General features: G+C 70.1%; 20 protein-coding genes. 13 read left to right on the top strand and 7 right to left on the bottom strand.

Going from position 1 to position 18,194, the window contains the following annotated elements; genetic code table 11:
• Window positions 1-4: 4 nt before the first annotated feature.
• Window positions 5-925 (bottom strand): zinc ABC transporter substrate-binding protein, encoded by a 921-nt coding sequence (locus tag HUS23_04255; protein QKT03075.1) that lies wholly within the window; start codon window positions 923-925, stop codon window positions 5-7.
• 112 nt (window positions 926-1,037) lie between these two features.
• Here HUS23_04255 and HUS23_04250 point away from each other — a divergent pair, with 112 nt between their 5' ends.
• From HUS23_04250 to HUS23_04230, 5 genes are all read left to right on the top strand, one after another.
• Window positions 1,038-1,502 (top strand): transcriptional repressor, encoded by a 465-nt coding sequence (locus HUS23_04250; GenBank protein ID QKT03074.1) that lies wholly within the window; start codon window positions 1,038-1,040, stop codon window positions 1,500-1,502.
• A complete protein-coding gene (locus HUS23_04245; GenBank protein ID QKT03073.1) occupies window positions 1,499-2,260 on the top strand; it encodes a metal ABC transporter ATP-binding protein in 762 nt (253 codons plus the stop codon). The genes HUS23_04250 and HUS23_04245 overlap by 4 nt, the downstream gene beginning before the upstream one ends.
• A complete protein-coding gene (gene znuB / locus HUS23_04240) occupies window positions 2,253-3,038 on the top strand; it encodes a zinc ABC transporter permease subunit ZnuB (GenBank protein QKT03072.1) in 786 nt (261 codons plus the stop codon). Before HUS23_04245 ends, znuB begins: the two co-directional genes overlap by 8 nt.
• A 234-nt stretch (window positions 3,039-3,272) precedes the next feature.
• On the top strand, window positions 3,273-3,701 hold the full coding sequence (locus HUS23_04235) for a DUF2914 domain-containing protein (GenBank protein QKT03071.1): 429 nt from the start codon (window positions 3,273-3,275) through the stop codon (window positions 3,699-3,701).
• 103 nt (window positions 3,702-3,804) lie between these two features.
• Window positions 3,805-4,089: a hypothetical protein gene (locus HUS23_04230; protein ID QKT03070.1), complete on the top strand. Its 285-nt coding sequence runs from the start codon at window positions 3,805-3,807 to the stop codon at window positions 4,087-4,089.
• A gap of 90 nt (window positions 4,090-4,179) precedes the next feature.
• Here HUS23_04230 and ettA read toward each other — a convergent pair whose 3' ends face one another.
• Window positions 4,180-5,844 carry an energy-dependent translational throttle protein EttA gene (gene ettA / locus HUS23_04225; GenBank protein ID QKT03069.1) on the bottom strand — a complete coding sequence of 555 codons (1,665 nt, stop codon included), beginning with the start codon at window positions 5,842-5,844 and terminating at the stop codon, window positions 4,180-4,182.
• A gap of 124 nt (window positions 5,845-5,968) precedes the next feature.
• On the opposite strand from ettA, the gene HUS23_04220 reads away from it, so the two are divergent.
• The 4 genes from HUS23_04220 to HUS23_04205 all read left to right on the top strand — a co-directional run bounded on the left by HUS23_04220 (window position 5,969) and on the right by HUS23_04205 (window position 9,438).
• On the top strand, window positions 5,969-6,775 hold the full coding sequence (locus HUS23_04220) for a DUF1207 domain-containing protein (GenBank protein QKT03068.1): 807 nt from the start codon (window positions 5,969-5,971) through the stop codon (window positions 6,773-6,775).
• 108 nt (window positions 6,776-6,883) lie between these two features.
• Complete coding sequence (locus HUS23_04215) at window positions 6,884-7,840, top strand: acetoin utilization protein AcuC (protein QKT03067.1); 957 nt, start codon at window positions 6,884-6,886, stop codon at window positions 7,838-7,840.
• A 46-nt stretch (window positions 7,841-7,886) separates the two neighbouring features.
• On the top strand, window positions 7,887-8,729 hold the full coding sequence (locus HUS23_04210) for a tetratricopeptide repeat protein (GenBank protein QKT03066.1): 843 nt from the start codon (window positions 7,887-7,889) through the stop codon (window positions 8,727-8,729).
• Window positions 8,730-8,811: 82 nt separating this feature from the next.
• Window positions 8,812-9,438: an NAAT family transporter gene (locus HUS23_04205; GenBank protein QKT03065.1), complete on the top strand. Its 627-nt coding sequence runs from the start codon at window positions 8,812-8,814 to the stop codon at window positions 9,436-9,438.
• Window positions 9,439-9,536: 98 nt separating this feature from the next.
• Here the strand turns inward: HUS23_04205 and HUS23_04200 are convergent, their stop codons facing one another.
• Window positions 9,537-10,094, bottom strand: coding sequence for a porin family protein (locus tag HUS23_04200; protein ID QKT03064.1), 558 nt, complete (start codon window positions 10,092-10,094; stop codon window positions 9,537-9,539).
• A 114-nt stretch (window positions 10,095-10,208) separates the two neighbouring features.
• Window positions 10,209-10,850 (bottom strand): arylesterase, encoded by a 642-nt coding sequence (locus HUS23_04195; GenBank protein QKT03063.1) that lies wholly within the window; start codon window positions 10,848-10,850, stop codon window positions 10,209-10,211.
• Here HUS23_04195 and HUS23_04190 point away from each other — a divergent pair.
• From HUS23_04190 to HUS23_04175, 4 genes are all read left to right on the top strand, one after another.
• The gene (locus HUS23_04190) at window positions 10,732-11,529 is read left to right on the top strand and encodes an ATP-binding cassette domain-containing protein (GenBank protein ID QKT03062.1); all 798 of its coding nucleotides are present in this window, start codon (window positions 10,732-10,734) and stop codon (window positions 11,527-11,529) included. The genes HUS23_04195 and HUS23_04190 overlap by 119 nt on opposite strands.
• On the top strand, window positions 11,526-14,018 hold the full coding sequence (locus HUS23_04185) for an FtsX-like permease family protein (GenBank protein ID QKT03061.1): 2,493 nt from the start codon (window positions 11,526-11,528) through the stop codon (window positions 14,016-14,018). The genes HUS23_04190 and HUS23_04185 overlap by 4 nt, the downstream gene beginning before the upstream one ends.
• A gap of 14 nt (window positions 14,019-14,032) precedes the next feature.
• Window positions 14,033-14,548, top strand: a complete 516-nt coding sequence (locus HUS23_04180) for a protein disulfide oxidoreductase (protein ID QKT03060.1) — start codon at window positions 14,033-14,035, stop codon at window positions 14,546-14,548.
• Window positions 14,549-14,677: 129 nt separating this feature from the next.
• Complete coding sequence (locus HUS23_04175) at window positions 14,678-15,160, top strand: DUF302 domain-containing protein (GenBank protein QKT03059.1); 483 nt, start codon at window positions 14,678-14,680, stop codon at window positions 15,158-15,160.
• Between the two features lie 117 nt (window positions 15,161-15,277).
• Here the strand turns inward: HUS23_04175 and HUS23_04170 are convergent, their stop codons facing one another.
• The 3 genes from HUS23_04170 to HUS23_04160 are packed head-to-tail and all read right to left on the bottom strand — an operon-like array spanning window position 15,278 to window position 18,147.
• The gene (locus HUS23_04170; GenBank protein ID QKT03058.1) at window positions 15,278-15,868 is read right to left on the bottom strand and encodes a phosphoheptose isomerase; all 591 of its coding nucleotides are present in this window, start codon (window positions 15,866-15,868) and stop codon (window positions 15,278-15,280) included.
• Between the two features lie 30 nt (window positions 15,869-15,898).
• Window positions 15,899-16,252, bottom strand: coding sequence for a YraN family protein (locus tag HUS23_04165; protein ID QKT03057.1), 354 nt, complete (start codon window positions 16,250-16,252; stop codon window positions 15,899-15,901).
• Entirely contained in the window at window positions 16,249-18,147 is a 1,899-nt protein-coding gene (locus tag HUS23_04160; protein ID QKT03056.1) for a penicillin-binding protein activator, read from the bottom strand. Before HUS23_04160 ends, HUS23_04165 begins: the two co-directional genes overlap by 4 nt.
• Window positions 18,148-18,194: the final 47 nt, after the last annotated feature.

The following is an 18,194-nucleotide window of genomic DNA, read 5'->3' as shown; positions in this document are numbered from 1 at the left end:
CGTTCTAGTGCGTCTCGCCCGCTTCCAGGCACTCGGCCAGCTCGGCGCCCAAGCGGCGCATGAGTACGAAGTAGGCGTCGGGGCCGGGGGCGATATCGGCCCCCAGCGGATCGAGCACGCCGTGGCGTATGCCGGTGTCCTCGATCAGGGTGCCGACGATCGCGGCGTCGAACTGGGGTTCGCTGAACACGCAGCGCGCCTGCTGCGCGCCGAGGGCAGCGCGCAGCGCGCGCAGGCGGCGTGCGCCGGGTGCGCGCTCGGGCGAGAGACTGATCGCCCCCAAGGCGTCGAGCCCATAGCGCGCCTCCAGATACTGATAGGCGTCGTGGAACACGTAGTACGGGGCGTCGCGCAGCGGCGCGAGCTGTGCGTTGAGTTCGGCATCCAGCGCCTCCAGACGCCTCTCCAGCGTTGCGAGATTACGCGCGTACAGCGCGGCGTTTGGCGGGTCGAGCCGCGCCAGCGCCGCCGCGATAGCGCGCGCCATGTGGCGGGCGTTGTGCGGGTCGAGCCACAGGTGGCCGTCGATGGCAGCGGCGCTGCCGTGCGCGTGATCGTGTGCCTGCCAGTCGGGATTGGCGCGCAGCGGGCGGGTGACCACGCCGTCGGCGTCACGCAATGTGAGTATCTCGGCGCGCACGCCCAAGGTCCGCAGCGGGCGCACCAATAGGCTCTCCATCTCCGGTCCGATCCACACCACCAGCTCGGCATCCGCCAGGGCGCGCGCCTCGGACGGCCGCAGAGAATGGGCATGGGGCGAAGCGTTGGCCGGAATCACCAGGCGCGGCTCGCCCACGTCCGCCATCAACGCCGCGCTCAGGCTGTGCACCGGCAGGATGCTGGCTGCCACGCGCGGTCCCTCGGCCACGGCGGCGACCGGCGCCAGCAGCAGCCAGATCAAGAGCAGCAGGGCGGGGCGCGACATGGCTTCCTCGTGGCGGTGGTCGGACAAGAACGTTATATTATAACGTTCCGCCCGCCGGCGCCGATCTTGTTAGGCGGGCGATACTCCACCCACATCCGACGGGGGCAGCGCCTTGTCCACCCATGACCATAAGCGATGCGTGCGCGACGCGCTGCAGGCAGCGGCGCGGCTGTGCACGGAGCGCGGGGTGCGCCTCACACCGCTGCGCCGGCGGGTGTTGGAACTCGTGTGGAGCAGCCACCGGCCGGTGGGGGCCTACGCCCTGTTGGAGATGTACCGCGCGGAGGACCGCGCCGCCGCGCCGCCCACGGTGTATCGGGCACTGGGGTTTCTATTGGACCAGGGCCTCATCCACCGCATCGCCTCGTTGAACGCCTATGTCGGCTGTACCGCCCCGGGCGCGCCCCACGGCGGCCAGTTCCTGATCTGCAGCCGCTGCGGGGAGGCGCTCGAGCTCGACAGCACCCGCATTCAGGATGCGGTGGCGCGCAGCGCGGCCGGGGCGGGATTTGCGGTCGATCACCAAACCATTGAAGTGACGGGGCTGTGCGCGCGCTGCAAGGAGGCGACCGCATGAGCGCGAACGCGACGTCGGTCCCGTTGGTGGCCCTGCAGGGCGTGGGCTTGCGCCTCGGCGGCCGGACGGTGCTGGAGGACGTGGACCTGGAGGTGCGGTCAGGCGAGATCGTCACGCTGATCGGCCCCAACGGCGCGGGCAAGTCGACCCTGGTGCGGATCGCGCTCGGCCTGCTGCCTCCCGGCAGCGGCCGCGTCTCGCGCCGCGCCGGCCTGCGTATCGGTTATGTGCCGCAGCGCCTGGCGGTGGATCCGGTGTTGCCGCTCACCGCCGAGCGCTTTCTCACCTTGGGCGCGCGCGCACCGCGCCGGCGTCTGGAGGCGGTGTTGGCCGAGGTGGGCGCGGCGCATGTGCTGGGTCAGCCGCTGTACGGGCTGTCCGGTGGCGAGTTGCAGCGGGTGCTGCTGGCGCGCGCGCTGTTGCGCAAGCCCGAGTTGCTGGTGCTGGACGAGCCGGTGCAGGGCGTGGACGTGGCCGGCCAGCACGAGCTGTTCGCGCTCATCGGGCGGCTGCGCGACCGCGAGGGCTGTGGCGTGTTGCTGGTCTCACACGATCTGCATCTGGTGATGGCCGGCAGCGACCGCGTGGTGTGCCTGAACAGTCACGTGTGCTGCACCGGCCGCCCCGACGTGGTGTCGCGCGATCCCGCTTATCTGCGCCTGCTGGGCGAGGCGCGCGCGCCGGACCTCGCGTTTTACGCACACGATCACGACCATGTGCACGACCGGCCCGCCCCGGAGGACCGCCGTGATGGATGATTTTCTATGGCGCGCCCTGTTCGCGGGCCTGGGGGTGGTGGCGCTGGCCGCCCCGCTCGGTACCTTCGTGGTGTGGCGGCGCATGGCCTATTTCGGCGACACGCTCTCGCACGCCGCACTGCTGGGCGTGGTGCTGGGCGTGGTGTTGGGGCTCGATCTGCAGATCGGCATCGTGCTGGTCACCCTGGTGCTCGCGGTGCTGCTGCTGGTGCTGGGCCGCCAGAAGCGCCTCGCCTCCGACACCCTGCTCGGCATCCTTGCGCACAGCACCCTGTCGCTCGGCCTGGTGGCGATCGCCTTTCTGCCGCACGTGCGGGTGGACCTGCTGGCTTACCTGTTCGGGGACATCCTGGCGGTGAGCGAGGCCGATCTGGTGTGGATCTGGGTGGGGGCGGCCGGCGCGCTCGCGCTGCTGGGGGTGATCTGGCGCCCGCTGCTCGCGCTCACGGTGCACGAGGACCTGGCGCGGGTGGAGGGCGTGCCGGTGTGGCCGGTGCAACTCGCCTTCCTCGCCCTGATCGCGCTCACCATCGCGCTGGCCATGAAGATCGTCGGCGTGTTGCTCATCACCTCGCTGCTGATCATTCCCGCCGCCACCGCGCGGCGCTTTGCGCGCACGCCCGAGCAGATGGCGGCGCTCGCCGTGGTGGCCGGCGCGCTGGCCGTGGCCGGTGGGTTGGGCCTGTCCTTGCGCTGGGACACCCCGGCCGGCCCGTCGGTGGTGGCCGCCGCCGCCGCCCTGTTCCTGCTCAGCCACATGCTGCCTCAGCGCCAATAGGGCACGCCGCACTGTGCGCCGGCTCCGCGTATGAGCCGGCCGATGCTGCTAGGATGGGGGCCCGTTGCCCGGCGCTGCGGACGGTCGGCCCCAGGGCTGCGACACCGTGGTGCGCGCCCGATCGAACCGTGGCAACCGGTGGTGGCCGCGCGCCAGGATGTCGTCGCAGCGAGCAGCAAGGCCAAGGAGAGTCCGGGGCCGATCTCGTCAGAATAAGAAACCGGAGCGTAGCCGATGGCACCATCCACTCGCCCGCGTGCGTTGATTCACGCCCTCGCCGGGCTTCTGGCCCTCAGCCTTCCCTTGGCGGCATTGGCCGACGAGGCTCCGCGCGTTTTGCGCAGCACCTTCACCACCTCCATCACGGACCGCGAGCCGGCCGACCAGATCGATACCGTCACCGGGGATCTGCGGCGTGTGTATTACTTCTTGGAGGTCGCCGGTCTATCCGGCCGAGAGTTGACCGTGCAATGGGAGCACGAAGGGGAACCGGTCGCCGAGGTGCAGCTGCCGGTGGACGCGAGCCCCTGGCGCACCTGGTCCAGCAAGCGCCTGTCGCCCGAGGTCAAGGGGTTGTGGCGGGTGGTGGTCAGCGTGGACGATCAAGTGCTGAGCGCCGAGGAGCTGGTGCAGAGTGAGCAGTTGCCACGCTGGCCGCAGTGAGGCGTGAAAAGCCCGCCGTCGGGGCGTGACATTCCCATCGCCGGTGATAAGTTTACCGCTTGAGGCCAAGGAGGCCTTGTAGCCGCGGAGCAGGGAGGGTGGCATGACCGAGTACGAGCCCATGGTGGGGCAGTGGTACCGCAACCTGGAGGACGGCCGCGTGTTCGAGGTGGTGGCCGCCGACGAGGAGACGGTGGAGGTCCAGCACGAGGATGGCGACGTCGGGGAGTACGACCTGGACGCCTGGTACGACCTGGCGCTGGAGCGGGTCGAAGAGCCGGCCGACTTCCGCGGTCCGTTCGACGACGTGAGCGACGAGAACAACGTCGCCGTCCGCCGCAGTGACGAGCTGGATTCCTTTTTCGACAAACCGCGCGGCCGCCGCTGAGCGACAGCGGCGAATCGGGCGGGTTCAAGACGCAACGGGGGCGGCGACAGGCCGCTCCCGTTGTGCTTTTGAGGCGCGCGCGCCGGGCAGCTAAGCCAGGCGCTTGTACTTGATGCGGTGGGGCTCGTTGGCCTCGCCGCCCAGGCGCCGCTTGCGGTCGGCTTCGTAGTCGGCGTAGTTGCCCTCGAACCACTCCACGTGCGAATCGCCCTCGAAGGCGAGAATGTGGGTCGCGATGCGGTCCAGGAACCAGCGGTCGTGCGAGATCACCACCGCGCAGCCGGGGAAGTCGAGCAGCGCCTCTTCCAGGGCACGCAGGGTCTCCACGTCCAGGTCGTTGGTCGGCTCGTCGAGCAGCAGCACGTTGCCGCCGCTGCGCAAGAGCTTTGCCAGGTGCACGCGGTTGCGTTCGCCGCCCGAGAGTTCGCCCACGCGCTTCTGCTGATCCGTGCCTTTGAAGTTGAAGCGTCCGACATAGGCGCGCGAGGGCACCTCGTACTTGCCTACGGTGATGATGTCCTGCCCGTCGGAGATCTCCTCCCACACGCTCTTGTCGGCGTCCAGGCTGTCGCGGCTCTGGTCCACGTGCGCGATCTGCGCCGTCTCGCCGATGCGCAGCGTGCCGGCATCGGGCTGCTCCAGCCCCGCCATCATGCGGAACAGCGTGGTCTTGCCCGCGCCGTTCGGGCCGATGATGCCCACGATGCCGCCCGGCGGCAGGTTGAACGACAGATCGTCGATCAGCAGGCGGTCGCCGAAGCCCTTGCGCAGGTGCTCGGCCTCCACCACCACGTCGCCCAGGCGCGGGCCGGGCGGGATGTACAGCTCTTTGGTCTCGTTGCGCTTCTGGAATTCCTGCGAGGCAAGCTCCTCGAAGCGCGCCAAGCGCGCCTTGCTCTTGGCGTGGCGGCCCTTCGGATTGCTGCGCACCCATTCGAGCTCGGCCTGCATGGCCTTCTGGCGCGCGGACTCCTGCTTCTCCTCGATCTCCAGGCGCTTCTGCTTCTGCTCCAGCCAAGTGGAGTAGTTGCCCTCCCAGGGGATGCCGTGCCCGCGGTCGAGTTCCAGGATCCAGCCCGCCACGTTGTCGAGGAAGTAGCGGTCGTGCGTCACCGCCACCACGGTGCCGGGGTATTCGTGCAGGAAGCGCTCCAGCCAGGCCACCGACTCGGCGTCCAGGTGGTTGGTGGGCTCGTCCAGTAGCAGCATGTCGGGACTCGAGAGCAGCAGCTTGCACAGCGCCACGCGGCGCCGCTCACCGCCTGAAAGCTTGCTGACATCCGCCTCCCAGGGCGGCAGGCGCAGGGCCTCGGCCGCCACTTCCAGTTTGCGCTCCAGTTCCCAGGCCCCGGCGGCATCGATCTTGTCCTGCAACTCGGCCTGTTCGGCCATCAGCTTGTCGAAGTCGGCATCGGGCTCGGCGAAGGCGTCGCTCACCGCATTGAAGCGGTCCAACAGGGACTTGATCTCCGCCACCCCTTCTTCGACGTTGCCGCGCACGTCCTTGCGCTCGTCGAGCTCCGGCTCCTGCGGCAGGTAGCCGATGCGGATGCCGGGCTGCGGACGGGCCTCGCCCTCGATGTCGGTGTCTACGCCCGCCATGATGCGCAGCAGGGTGGACTTGCCCGAGCCGTTCAGGCCGAGCACGCCGATCTTGGCGCCGGGGAAGAAGGACAGCGAGATGTTGCTGAGAATTTCGCGCTTGGGCGGTACCACCTTGCCCACGCGGTTCATGGTGTAGACGTACTGAGCCATGCCTATCCTTGAGAATCAATTCCGTGGAGGAGACCGGCCCGCGGCCGGCCCGAGAGAAATGTGTCGCTCATTATCGGCGCTGGCTCGCCCAACATCAACGCACGCCCCCGGGCGGTGCCCCAGTGTGTGGGTGGCGTTATGCGCGCTCGGCTTGGCGGCGGGCCTGCTGGCGCCGGCGCCTGTAACGGCCGCGGAGCCTTTTGATGCCCCGCGCGCCGCGCCCAAGGAGCCGCGCGCCGCGCCCAAGGAGCCGCGCGTGGCGCTGCGGGTGTTGCGCGCGCCGCGCGACGGAGGCGACCAGACGGCGGTGGCGGTGGTGGATCTCGGCGGGCGCTTCGTGCTTGGGGGCGGGCCGTGGGGCACGTTGGTGGAACTCTCCCCCGGCATCGCCGCGCAGTTCGATCTGCAGGCCCCCTCCATGGAGCTGGTGAATGCCGATTATCGGGTTGGGCTGGGCATCACGCGCGTGCGCGGGGCTTGGTCGGGTCGCCTCGAGCTGTACCATCAGAGCTCGCACCTAGGGGACGAGTTCCTGCTGCGTAAGGATCCCGTACGCGAGAATGTAAACTTCGAGGCGGTGGAGGCGCTGCTGGCATATCGGATGGGCGCTTGGCATTTGTACGGCGGCGCGGACGCCCGGGTGCGCGGCGCGCCCGACGCACTGCCCCGGCGCCAATGGTTGGCCGGTCTGGAATGGCGCCCCCAGGTTGGTGTGGCCACGCGGCCGTATGTTGCCTGGTATGGCTCGCGGGAGCACGGCGGCGGCCAGCGCGGCGATAGTTTTGCGCTGGGCTTCGAGTTCGCTGCGCAGGGTGTCCGCCGGCACGCCATCCGTGCCGCGCTGGTCCGCTACCAGGGACACTCGCCCTTCGGCCAGTTCTTCACCCAACGCATCCAGTACACCGGCGTCCTGCTGGAACTGGTGCTCTAGGCGCGAGGGGCCGGAACCGATAGCAAAGCCACAACCACGCGGCTCGACCTCGCTCGGCTGAAGAAAGTCGCGATGAGTGTGTCGGGAGTCTCCGAAGGGAGCCATGTCATGGAGCAGGTGCGCGTATATAGCGGCGCGGCGCTTGGCCGCTACGGCTTTCCCGGCGGGCATCCGTTCGGTCCGGGCCGGCTGGCCGCCTTCGAAGCGGCCTTCGAGCGCGCCGGGCTGCGTGAGCGCGTGCGCGTGTGCGCGCCGGTGCAGGCCGACGAGGCGGCGATCCTGCGCTTTCACACCCGCCCGTACCTGGCCCGCGTGCGCGCCCTGTCGCGGCTCGGCCACGGCTTCCTTGACCAGGGCGACACGCCCGCCTGGCCCGGCATGTACGAGGCGGCGGCTACCGTGGTGGGCACGACGCTCGCCGCGCTGCACGCCATCATGGCCGGGCGCTGCCGCCGCGCCTTCGTGCCGATCGCGGGTCTGCATCACGCACGCCCCGATGCGGCCGCGGGCTTCTGTGTGTTCAACGACTGCGGTGTCGCCATCGAGGTCCTGCGGGCCGAATATGGGATCCAGCGCGCGGCGTATGTGGATATCGACGTCCATCATGGGGACGGTGTGTTCTACACCTACGAGCAGGATGCCGACCTGTGGATCGCCGACGTGCATGAGGACGGCCGGTTTCTCTACCCGGGTACCGGCGCGCCCGCTGAGCGGGGGCGGGGACCGGCGGCCGGGCGCAAGCTGAATATCGCCCTCCCGCCTGGCGCCGACGATGCCGCCTTCGAGGCAGCATGGCCGGCGGTCGAGGCGCTGCTGCACGAGGCGCGGCCCGAGTTCATCATCTGGCAGTGCGGCGCTGATGGCCTGGCGGGCGATCCGCTCGCGCAGTTGCGCTACACCGCCGCCACGCACGCGCTGGCGGCGAGGCGTTTAGGCGCGCTGGCCGACAGGTACAGCCAAGGTCGGCTGCTGGCCCTGGGGGGAGGCGGCTACAACCTGGAGAATATCGGGCGCGCCTGGACCCGCGTGGTGGCAGAATTCGCCGGGGCCGCCGACACCACCTGATGCGCGCCGCAGCGCCGCGGCCGCGCGCGCAAGCTAGAAGAACATCATGACCAAGACTTCGAATCGAGAACGCCTGGAAGCCCTGCTGCGCCTGCCCGAGGCGCAGATCAATCTGGCCGAGGCTGCCCTGCTGCTGGCGGAGGATTTCGTCGACGACCTCGACGTGCCGTACTACCTCGCGCGCCTGCGTGCGCTCACCGACGGGGCGCGCGCGCTGTGCGCGCCCGAGGCGACCATGGGTGACCGCATCGAGGCGCTCAATCACTACCTGTTCGACGAGCAGGGTTTTCGCGGCAACGACGAGAATTACTACGATCCGCGCAACAGCCTGCTGAGCGAGGTGCTGGAGCGCAAGCGCGGCCAGCCCATCACGCTGTCCATCCTCTACATGGAGGTGGGTGCGCACCTCGGATTGGACCTGCAGGGCGTGTCGTTTCCGGGCCACTTCCTCGTCAAGCTGCCGCTGCACGGCGGCAGCATCGTGCTCGATCCGTATACCGGCGGAGTGTCGCTCACCGAGGATGAACTGCACGCGCTGCTCGGCCAGCTGTACGGCTCGCGCATGCCCGCCACGCCGCTCGCCCGTCTGCTGAGCGCGGCGGCCAAGCGCGACATCCTGGTGCGCGTGCTGCGCAACCTCAAGAGCGGCTTCGTGCGCCAGGAGGACTGGGAGCAGGCGCTGCGCGTCAGCCAACGCATTCTGTGGCTGGCGCCGCACCTGGCCGAGGAGTGGCTGCAGCGCGGGCGCCTGTACGAGCGCCTGGAATGCACCACGGCGGCGGTGGCCGACTACCGCCGCTACCTTGAGTTGGCTCCCGGCGCGCCCCCGGCCGAGGCGCTGCGCGAGCGCCTGATCGAACTGCAGGGGAGCCTCGGTAGCCTGCACTAGCAGGCTTCGAGGTCAGCAGGCTTACGCGTTCGGCGCGCACGCGCGCTGCCCTTTACGCCCCACGTGGCGGATAATGTGACGCGTGCTCGAACTGCTGATCTCCACTTTCGTCGTGCTGTTCGTGGTGCTCGATCCGATCGGCACCGCGGCCATCTTCGTCGCCCTGACGCCCTACGGCGATGATGCGTGGCGCCGGCGCATGGCGCTGCGCGCCGTCGCCCTGTCGACGGGCATCCTGCTCGCCTTCTTCTTCGTGGGCACGCTGCTGCTCGACGTCGTGGGCATCACCATGCCCGCGTTTCGCATCGCCGGCGGCATACTGCTCGGGCTGATCGCCATCGACATGATGTTCGCGCGCCAATCGGGGCTGCGCTCCACCACCGTGCGCGAGCGCCTGGAGGCGGGGCACAAGGAGGACATCTCGGTGTTCCCGCTCGCCTTCCCGCTGATCGCGGGGCCGGGGGCGATGACGACCGTGCTGCTCATGCAGGGCACGCAGCGCGAACCGCTGCTGATGGTCGCCATGTTGGGGGTGCTGCTGCTGGTGCTCGGCATGACGCTGGTGTCGCTGCTCGCGGCGCGTCACATCGCCCGCGTGCTGGGCGAGACGGGCACCAACGTGGTCAGCCGCCTGCTGGGCCTGATCCTGGTGGCGATGGCCGTGCAGTTCGTGATCGACGGGGTGAAGCTCAGCTTCGGTCTGGATTGATGGCCGTTAAAAAAGGCGGCGGTCAAGAAACGGGGCCGCCGCCTGCGCCACAGAGGTGGTAAAAAGCCCGCGGCCGCTGCCGGCCGCGGGCCGGCGGGTTAGAAGTGTACCCCCACGCCCACCGACATCATGTCGGCGCGCGTGCCGAGCACATTGTCGAAGCGCTCGTACTCGGCGCGCAGCAGCACGCCGACCGGCGTCGGCAGGGTGAACTGCACACCCGCGCCGTACATCACGTCGGTGCCGTCGACGTCGCCGGGATCGAAGTCCTCGCCGCGTACACGCGAGTCCCAGTGGTAGAAACCGGCCTTGCCGAACAGGGTCACCGGACCCACGGGCGCGCCCGCGAGCAGCGCGACCTGAACGCCGTCCACGCGCGCATTGGCATCGGGTCGGCCGCGGGCATCGAAGCGCCCGAGCCGGGTGTAGCCGACCTCCACCGCGAGCGAGTTGGCGATGCTGACACCGACCGCGCCCTTGTAGCTGGTCTCGCTGCCGAAGTCGGACTCACCGCCCTCGTCGATGTCGGTGCTGCCGAGGCTACCGATCACGTAGCCGCCGGTGCCGAACGCGTGCGCGCCCGGCGCGGCAATCGCCAGCGCCAGCGCGGCCGCAGCCAAGGTACTCAGCTTGGTATTCACTCGCTTGTTCGCCATATACCCTCCGTTCGTCCTTGAATCGTTGGGCGGCCCAAGTGGGCCGCGGCTACTTCAGAGGATAGTCCACGCGGCTGGAGCCGGCCTGCGTGGCGACCGATGGCGCCGCGGCTGTCAGGAGCGGCTGGAGGTTGCGGCGGGCGCGAGCAGCGGTTCGAGGTGGGGCCACACGTTGTTCAGCACTTGCGGTTGTGCCGCCGGGGTAGGGTGCACGCCGTCGTGTTGCATCATGTCGATGCGTCCCGCCACTCCCTCCAGGATGAAGGGCACCAGCGGAACCCCGACCTGCTCGGCCAAGTCTACGTAGACGTTATGGAACCGCTGGGTGTAGGTCATGCCATAATTGGGCGGCAAGCGAACCCCGACCAGCAGGACGTCGGCGCCCGCGCTGCGGCTGTCGGCGATCATTCGCGCCAGATTGTCGCGCATCGCCTCCACCGGAAGTCCGCGCAGACCGTCGTTGCCCCCGAGTTGCAGCACCACCAGCCGCGGGCGGTGTTCGGCCAGCGCTTGCGGCAGGCGCGCCAGGCCGCCCTGGGTGGTCTCGCCGCTCACGCTGAGGTTGATGACCCGGTGCGGGTAGCCTTCGGCGCGCAGGCGGGCCTGCAGCAGCTGCGGCCAGGCACGCGCGGTGTCCATGCCGTACGCGGCGCTCAGGCTGTCGCCCAGCACCAGGATGACCGGCGGCTCGTCCGCCCCGACCGGCGGTGCCACCAACCAGCCCAACCACAACACGACGATAAGCAGACGACGCATGGTTCACACGACTCCCTTGGTGCGCGCCGAGGCGCTGGCGAAAGCGGTCGCCAGCCCCGGCGGGCGACTGACCATACTCGATGATATCAGCCTAGCCGTCGCGCCCGGCGAGGCGGTGGCCATCGTCGGCACCTCCGGCTCGGGCAAGTCCACGCTGCTGGGTTTGCTGGCGGGGCTCGATGCGCCGACGCACGGCCGGGTGTGGCTGGGCGGCATCGCCCTCGATGAATTGGACGAGGACGGGCGCGCCGAGTTGCGCGCGCGCCTGGTGGGCTTTGTGTTCCAGTCCTTTCATCTGCTGCCTACCCTCACCGCGCTGGAGAACGTGATGCTGCCGCTCGAGTTGCGCGGCGAGGAGGCGCGCGCCACCGCGCGCGAACTGCTCGCGCGCGTGGGGCTGGAAGCGCGCGCGAGCCATTACCCGGCACAGCTCTCCGGCGGTGAGCAGCAGCGCGTGGCACTGGCGCGGGCCTTCGTGGTGCGCCCCAAGGTGCTGTTCGCCGACGAGCCGACCGGCAACCTCGACGAGCGCACCGGCGCGCGGGTGATCGAACTCATGTTCGCGCTGCGCGAGGAGGCCGGCTGCACGCTGATCCTGGTGACCCACGACGCGGCGCTGGCCGCGCGCTGCGATCGGCGCGTGAGTCTGGAGGCGGGCCGCATCGCCGGCCAGTCGTGACGGCGGCGCTGCGTTTTTCACTGCGCTCGCTGCGGCGCGACTGGCGCGCCGGCGAGCTGCGCGTGCTGGCCCTGGCGCTGGCGGTGGCGGTGGCCGCGGTGACCGCGGTGGGCCTGTTTACCGACCGCGTGGAGCGCGCCCTGCTCGCGCAGGCGGGGGAGTTTCTGGCCGCCGATCTGGTGGTAGGCTCGCCGCGCCCCATCCCGGCGGCGCTCATCGCGCAGGCCGAGGCGCAGGGTCTTGCCCACGCCCAGGCGGTGGAATTTCGCAGCGTGGTGGTCGGCGCGCAGGGTATCCAACTCGCTGAGGCCAAAGCGGTGGACGGCGGCTACCCGCTGCGCGGCACGCTGCGTCTGGCCGCGGCGCCGTTCGGCCCCGAACGGGCGGCCGAGGGCGCGCCCGCGCCCGGTCATGCGTGGGCCGACGCGCGCCTGATGCAGGCGCTCGGCCTGGCGGTGGGCGATCGGGTGGAACTCGGCGAGCAGGCGCTCACCATCGAGGCCGTGCTGGCGCACGAGCCGGACCGTGCCGGGGAGCTCTTCAGCATCGCCCCGCGCCTGATGTTCAATCGCGCGGACCTCGACGCCACCGGACTCATCCAGACCGGCAGCCTGGTGCAGTACCGCCTGCTGCTGGCCGGCCCAGCGGACGCGGTGGCGGCCTATCGCGATTGGGTCGAGCCGCGCCTGCACGAGGCCGACCGCCTGCAGGGCGTGCGCGAGGCGCGCCCGGAACTGGAGGCGGCCATGGGCCGCGCCGAGCAGTTCCTGGGCTTGGCGGCCTTGGTGGCGGTGGTGTTGGCCGGTGCGGCGATCGCGCTCGCGGTGCGGCGCTACAGCGAGCGCAACCTCGACGCCAGTGCGGTGATGCGCTGCCTCGGTGCGCGGCAGGGCTTCATCGCGCGGGTTTTTTTGTTGCAGTTGCTGTGGCTCGGGCTGGCCGCCTGCGCCGTCGGGGTGCTGCTCGCCTTCGGCGCGCAGGCGCTGTTGGCGCACATCGCCGCCGGTCTGGTGGCGGCCGATCTGCCCGCGCCGGGCATCGTCCCCGCGCTGGTCGGGCTCGGCACCGGCCTGGTGACCCTGGCGGGCTTTGCCTTTCCGCCGGTGCTGGCGCTGCGCCGGGTGCCGCCGGCGCGGGTGCTGCGTCAGGACGTGGGCGGTCTGCCGCTCGGCGCCGGGCTGGTGTACGGCGCCGCCGCCGGCGCGCTGTTGGTGCTGATGGCCTGGCAGACGCGCGACCTGCAACTGACCCTCTACGTGGCGGCCGGCACGGTCGCCGCGCTGGTGCTGCTCGGGGCCGGCGCCGCCGCGCTGGTCGCCCTGGTGCGTCCGCTGGGGCAACGCCTGCCGGGCGTATGGCGCTTCGGGCTCGCCAACATCGGGCGCCGGCGCCAGGCGAGCGCGCTGCAGATCGCGGCGCTGGGCCTCGGCGCCATGGTGCTGCTGTTGCTCACCGTAGTGCGCGAGGACCTGCTCGCCGAGTGGCAGGCGCGGGTGCCCCCCGGTGCGCCCAACCACTTCCTGATCAACGTGCAGGCCGACCAGGTCGACCCCCTGCAGGATTTCCTGGCCGAGGAGGGCCTCCGCGCGCCGCACTTCTATCCCATGGTACGCGGGCGGCTGGTGGCGCAAAACGGCGCCCCGGTGCGCGAGGAGGATTTCGAGGAGCCGCGCGCGCGCCGCCTCGTGCAACGCGAGTTCAACCTCTCGTGGGCCGCCGAACTGCCGCCCGACAACCGCGTGCTGGCGGGCCGCTGGTGGATGCTGGAGGAGACCCACGACGACCGTGTCTCGGTGGAGGAGGGGCTGGCCGAGACGCTCAATATCAGCCTGGGCGACCGCTTGGAGTTTCAGATCGGCGCCGAGCGTGTCGCAGTGACGGTGGCGAGCCTGCGCAGCGTGGAGTGGGATTCGTTCCGCCCCAACTTCTTCGTGCTCGCCCCGCCGGGGCTGTTGGATGAGCATCCGGCGAGCTATATCACCAGCTTCTACCTGCCGCGCGAGCGCCAGGCGGTGCTGAATGCGCTCAGCCGGCAGTTCCCCAACGTCACTGTGCTGGACGTGGATGCCATCATGACCCACGTGCGCGGCATCATGGAGCGGGTCGCCCGCGCGGTGCAGTTCGTGTTCGCCTTCACGCTCGGCACCGGGCTCCTGGTGCTGCTCGCCGCGGTGCAGGCGACGCACGAAGAGCGGCGGCGCGAGGCGGCCCTGCTGCGCGCCCTGGGCGCGCGGCGCCCGCAGGTGTGGGCCGCCTACGCCACCGAGTTCGCCGCGCTCGGCCTGCTGGCCGGCGCCCTGGGCGGCCTGGCGGCGGCCGGCATCGGTTACGTCTTCGCGCAGCACTTGTTCGACCTGCCGTACCAGTTCACGCTGTGGCCGGCGCTGCTCGGCGGGGTGCTGGGCGCGGCCGGTGCGGCGGCGGCGGGCCTGTGGGCGGTGCGCGGCGTATTGGCGCACAGCCCGCTCACTGTGCTGCGCGCCGGCTAGACAGGATCGAGGACATGACCGAGACGAAACGCAAACGCCCCTTCTGGCTCAAACTCACCGTGGAGGTGCTGATCATCGTGCTGGTGATCGTGGCCATCCGTGCCTACATGCAGCGCGACACGGTCTCGGGCCGTGCACCGCCGGTGAGCGGTATCGCGTTGTCGGGCCAGCCGGTCACGCTCGCGCAATACGAGGGCGAACCGGTGCTGGTGTATTTCTGGGCGACCTGGTGCGGCGTCTGTAACCTCAAGCACGGTACCATCGAGCGGCTGGCACGCGATCACAACGTGCTGACCGTGGCGATGCAATCGGGCGATGCCGCCGAGGTGCGCGCCTTCATGGCGGAGCGGGGCATCGACTATCCGGTGGTGGTGGATCCCCAGGGGCGGATCGCCGCACGCTACGGGATCCGCGGCGTGCCGGCGAGCTTCGTGGTGGACGGCGCCGGCGATATTCGCTTCACCGAGATCGGCTACACGACCAGCTGGGGCCTGCGCGCGCGGCTGTGGTGGGCCGGGCTCGCAGGCTAGCCGCGCCTGTGCCCGATAAGCTATTGTTGAAGCTAACGAGGGCCGCGATGCGCATGCGCGTCGACTTCAAAAGCACACGCAGTTCTGATTGATCAGAGTTTCCTTCATCCCTTCAACGGAGAGCTTGTCATGTGGCGTTTTTTTTCTGCGGCGATGCTGATGTTCGCGCTGGCGGTCCCGGCGACTGCGGCCGAGCCGGTGGTCGACGACGAATTCATGGTGGTGTACCGCACCGATAGCAGCTTTGCCGATGTGCGCGAGTTCGTGGAAATGGGTATCACCGACCGCGGCATGGTGGTGAACAACGTCGCCTACATCAGCAATATGTTGGAGCGCACGCGCGGCGACGTGGGCGGCGCGGCGCTGTATACCGAGGGCGAGGCGCTGGAGTTCTGCAGTGCCACCCTCTCGCGCGACACCATGGCGGCGGACATCCACAACATCGTGTTCTGCCCGTATGTGATCGCGGTATACGTCAAGGCCGACGAGCCCGATGCCGTGTATGTCGGCTACAAGCGCATGCCGCGCGTCAAAGACGAAAAGTCGCGCGCCACCCTGATCGCCGTAGAAGAATTGCTGGACGAGATCGTGCAGGATGCGGTGCAGTTTTAAACCGTCTGATGATCGTTACCGGCCGGGCAGTCGCCCGGCCGGTGCTTCCGCTCTTTAGGGTAGGTCTGAGGGTCTGAAGTCCATCCATCCTGGATAACTGAGTCGATCAGAGCTTCCCTAGCCGTCCCCGAACAAGACCGCGTCGATGCCGTCGCACAGGCAGTGGATGCACAGCAGGTGCACCTCCTGCACGCGCGCGGTGGAGTCGGCGGGGACGCGAATCTCGGCGTCGCCGTCGCGTAGCGCCGTGGCGAGCGCGCCGCCGTTGCGGCCGCTGAGCGCGACCACCCGCATCCCGACTTCGTGCGCCGCGGCCACCGCGTGCAGCACGTTCTCCGAGTTTCCGCTGGTGCTGATGGCGAGCAGGACGTCGCCGCGCCGGCCCAGCGCGCGCACCTGCTTCGCGAACACCTCGCGGTAGTGGTAGTCGTTGGCGATGGAGGTGAGTGTGGAGGTGTCGGTGGTGAGCGCCATGGCGGCCAAACCGGGGCGCTCGCGCTCGAAGCGGTTCAACAGCTCCGAGGAGAAGTGTTGCGCGTCGCCGGCCGAGCCGCCGTTGCCGCAGGATAGTATCTTGCCGTCGGCGCGCAGGCACTCGGCCAGCAGGCGCGTGGCGGCCGCCAGCGGCGCGGCGAGCGCGGCAAGCGCGCGCTGTTTGGCGGCGATGCTGTCTTCGAACTGGCGGGTGATGCGGGCTTGGAGGTCCATGGTTCTGCCTTCGCGCGCGGCGCGTGTGGGTCAGGCCTGAAAGGCGTCGGGTATCCAGTCGATGGCGTCCGCCGGGCCGATGGACACCACGTCGAAGCGCGCGGGGCGCCGGTGCGCGCCGCTGCGCTGCAGATAGGCCTGCGCGGCGGCGATCAGGCGCGTCTGTTTGATGCGCCCCACGCTGTCCGCGCCGCTGCCATAGCGGGGATTGGCACGGTAGCGCACCTCGACGAACACCAGCGTGCCATTGTCGTCCATCACCAGGTCGATCTCGCCGCGCGCGCTGCGCGCGTTGCGCTCGACCAGCCGCAGTCCGCGCCGCTCCAGAAATTGCAGGGCGGTGGTCTCGGCCGCCAGGCCGCGCTCGCGCGCGCCGCCACTCATTCCATGGCCACCGGCGGCGCCTCGGCGCGCGCGGGCTCGACGTCGATCACGCGCACCAGGCCGCGCTGAAAGCGCGCCCAGCTTACTTGGCGCTGTACCCGCTGGTGTTCATCCACGCGCAGCGAGCCGGTATAGCCGGCATGGCGCTCGAAGGCATAGCTTTGCAAGGGTTTGACCAGCGGCACCAGGTCGAAGGCGTCGGCGCCCAGCGCATACAGGCGCTGTAGCGGGCCGTTGATTTGCGCGGGCGGGCGGCCGAGGCCGTCCTCACGCGCGCTGCCGCGCGCGCCGGCCAGCAGCCAGGGCATGTCGCTGAACACGATGCCGTCCATGTCCCGGTCCGCCTCGGGCTCGGGGTGGCCGCTGAACACGTGCGAGGTGGCGTACACCGGCAGGTCGGCGGCGTGGTGGAAGCGCAGCTGCGGGCGCATCAGGCGTCCGTTGCGGGGAGTGCCGGCCAGGAACACGAAATCGGCATCCTGACGCCGGCGCGGCGTGAACTGCAGGTTGGCGCCGACGAACTGCGTCAACTCGCGGTGGCGCTGGCGGCTGGCGTCCAGGTGCAGCGCGCGGCGCAGCGTTGCAGAGTAGTCACTCTGGTCGCCATCGTAGCCCTCGCCGTGGAGCAGCATCCCGCCGAGCTCCGCCCAGCGCTCCGCAAACGCGCGGTACAGGCGCTGGCCGAGTTCGGTCTGCGGATAGAAGGCCAGCGCGCGGCTGTGGCCGTCGAGCCAGGCGCGCTCGGCCACCTGGCGGGCCTCGTCCTCAGGCGGCAGGCCGAACTGGTACAGGTTCGGCTGGTTGGCCACGTCCGCGTCCAACACGTTGAGCGCGAGAGTGGGCACCGAGAGGCGGGTGGTCCGCACCAGGGTGGTCAATGCGTCGCGGTCCAGCGGTCCGACCACGAACTCCGCGCCTTCATCGACCGCGCGGCGATACAGAGCGGCAATGGTCGTGGGCCCCGCGCCCGTGTCGTAAAACTGCACCGCGGGGCGCTCCTCGGGCGGCAACCGATAGTACGCGGCCACGAAGCCCTCGCGCACCGCGTGCCCGACGGCGGCGAGGCGGCCGCTCATCGGAACCAGGAGTGCCACTCGTTCGGGATGGCGCACCAGCTCCTGATGGCGCTCCAGGATGGCCTGCAAAAAGGCGTCGTGCGCCGGGTGATCGGGATTGAGCGCCCGCCACTCCAGCAGGCGGTCCCGCACGCGGGTGCGATCGTGTTCGTAGGTCTTGGCGAGGTAGACCAGTTGCAGCCAACCGCTCAGCGGCGGCTCGAAACGCGGGCTGGCGGCCGCGGCGCGCAGTTCCTCTTCGGGCAGGCGCGCCAGGGCGCGCCAGATCTGCTCCTGATTGGCGCGGCGGGCGCGCTCGTCATCGAGCAGCGGCTCGCGCGCGATCCACGCGCGGGTCGCGGGCACTACCGCGCCCTCCAGCAGCGCGGCGCGGGCGCGCAGCTCGTAATAGCGGGCGCGCAGCGGCGCCTCCGCGTCGTCGGCCGGTTCGGGCTCCACCCAGCGCCGCGCCTCGGCGGCGTCGCGCAGCGCGAGCGCGGCCTGCGCCCCCGCGGCGCGCCAGCGCGTCTGCTGTGCCGGTTCCAAACCCGCGGTGTCCACATCTCGCAGCACACGCGCGGCGTTGGCCGCGTCGCTGGCCCGCAGTAGGGCCTCGCCCGCTTCCAGTTGATACAGCGCGGCGTGGTCGGGATGCTCCTCGGCGGCGCGTAGCCACGCGCGCGCGGCGGGCACGTGTTCGCCGCGCTCGGCGTGGGTGCGCGCCTCGGCGGCGAGCGGCGTGAGCAGCGGGTCCTCGCGCTCGCGTGGGGCTTTCTCGAGGGGCGCGCAGGCGGCGAGCGCCAACAGCAGTGCGCCGACGGTGATTAGGCGACGTATCATGGAAGCAATCGGACTCGGGCGGGTAGGTAACACCCGGGCAAGTATCT

Source organism: Ectothiorhodospiraceae bacterium 2226, assembly GCA_013348725.1.
Taxonomy (GTDB): domain Bacteria; phylum Pseudomonadota; class Gammaproteobacteria.
The sequence above is the reverse complement of the archived record's forward strand: the minus strand, read 5'-3'. Positions and strand labels throughout refer to the sequence as shown.

Excerpts from the sequence above, each read along its gene's own strand:
- HUS23_04180 (QKT03060.1), top strand. The coding sequence starts at position 14,033 with ATGACCGAGACGAAACGCAAACGCCCCTTCTGGCTCAAACTCACCGTG.
- HUS23_04175 (QKT03059.1), top strand. The coding sequence starts at position 14,678 with ATGTGGCGTTTTTTTTCTGCGGCGATGCTGATGTTCGCGCTGGCGGTC.
- HUS23_04215 (QKT03067.1), top strand. The coding sequence starts at position 6,884 with ATGGAGCAGGTGCGCGTATATAGCGGCGCGGCGCTTGGCCGCTACGGC.
- HUS23_04160 (QKT03056.1), bottom strand. The coding sequence starts at position 18,147 with ATGATACGTCGCCTAATCACCGTCGGCGCACTGCTGTTGGCGCTCGCC.
- HUS23_04190 (QKT03062.1), top strand. The coding sequence starts at position 10,732 with ATGCCGTACGCGGCGCTCAGGCTGTCGCCCAGCACCAGGATGACCGGC.
- HUS23_04255 (QKT03075.1), bottom strand. The coding sequence starts at position 925 with ATGTCGCGCCCCGCCCTGCTGCTCTTGATCTGGCTGCTGCTGGCGCCG.
- HUS23_04245 (QKT03073.1), top strand. The coding sequence starts at position 1,499 with ATGAGCGCGAACGCGACGTCGGTCCCGTTGGTGGCCCTGCAGGGCGTG.
- HUS23_04235 (QKT03071.1), top strand. The coding sequence starts at position 3,273 with ATGGCACCATCCACTCGCCCGCGTGCGTTGATTCACGCCCTCGCCGGG.
- HUS23_04165 (QKT03057.1), bottom strand. The coding sequence starts at position 16,252 with ATGAGTGGCGGCGCGCGCGAGCGCGGCCTGGCGGCCGAGACCACCGCC.
- HUS23_04230 (QKT03070.1), top strand. The coding sequence starts at position 3,805 with ATGACCGAGTACGAGCCCATGGTGGGGCAGTGGTACCGCAACCTGGAG.
- HUS23_04195 (QKT03063.1), bottom strand. The coding sequence starts at position 10,850 with ATGCGTCGTCTGCTTATCGTCGTGTTGTGGTTGGGCTGGTTGGTGGCA.
- znuB (QKT03072.1), top strand. The coding sequence starts at position 2,253 with ATGGATGATTTTCTATGGCGCGCCCTGTTCGCGGGCCTGGGGGTGGTG.
- HUS23_04170 (QKT03058.1), bottom strand. The coding sequence starts at position 15,868 with ATGGACCTCCAAGCCCGCATCACCCGCCAGTTCGAAGACAGCATCGCC.
- HUS23_04210 (QKT03066.1), top strand. The coding sequence starts at position 7,887 with ATGACCAAGACTTCGAATCGAGAACGCCTGGAAGCCCTGCTGCGCCTG.
- HUS23_04200 (QKT03064.1), bottom strand. The coding sequence starts at position 10,094 with ATGGCGAACAAGCGAGTGAATACCAAGCTGAGTACCTTGGCTGCGGCC.
- ettA (QKT03069.1), bottom strand. The coding sequence starts at position 5,844 with ATGGCTCAGTACGTCTACACCATGAACCGCGTGGGCAAGGTGGTACCG.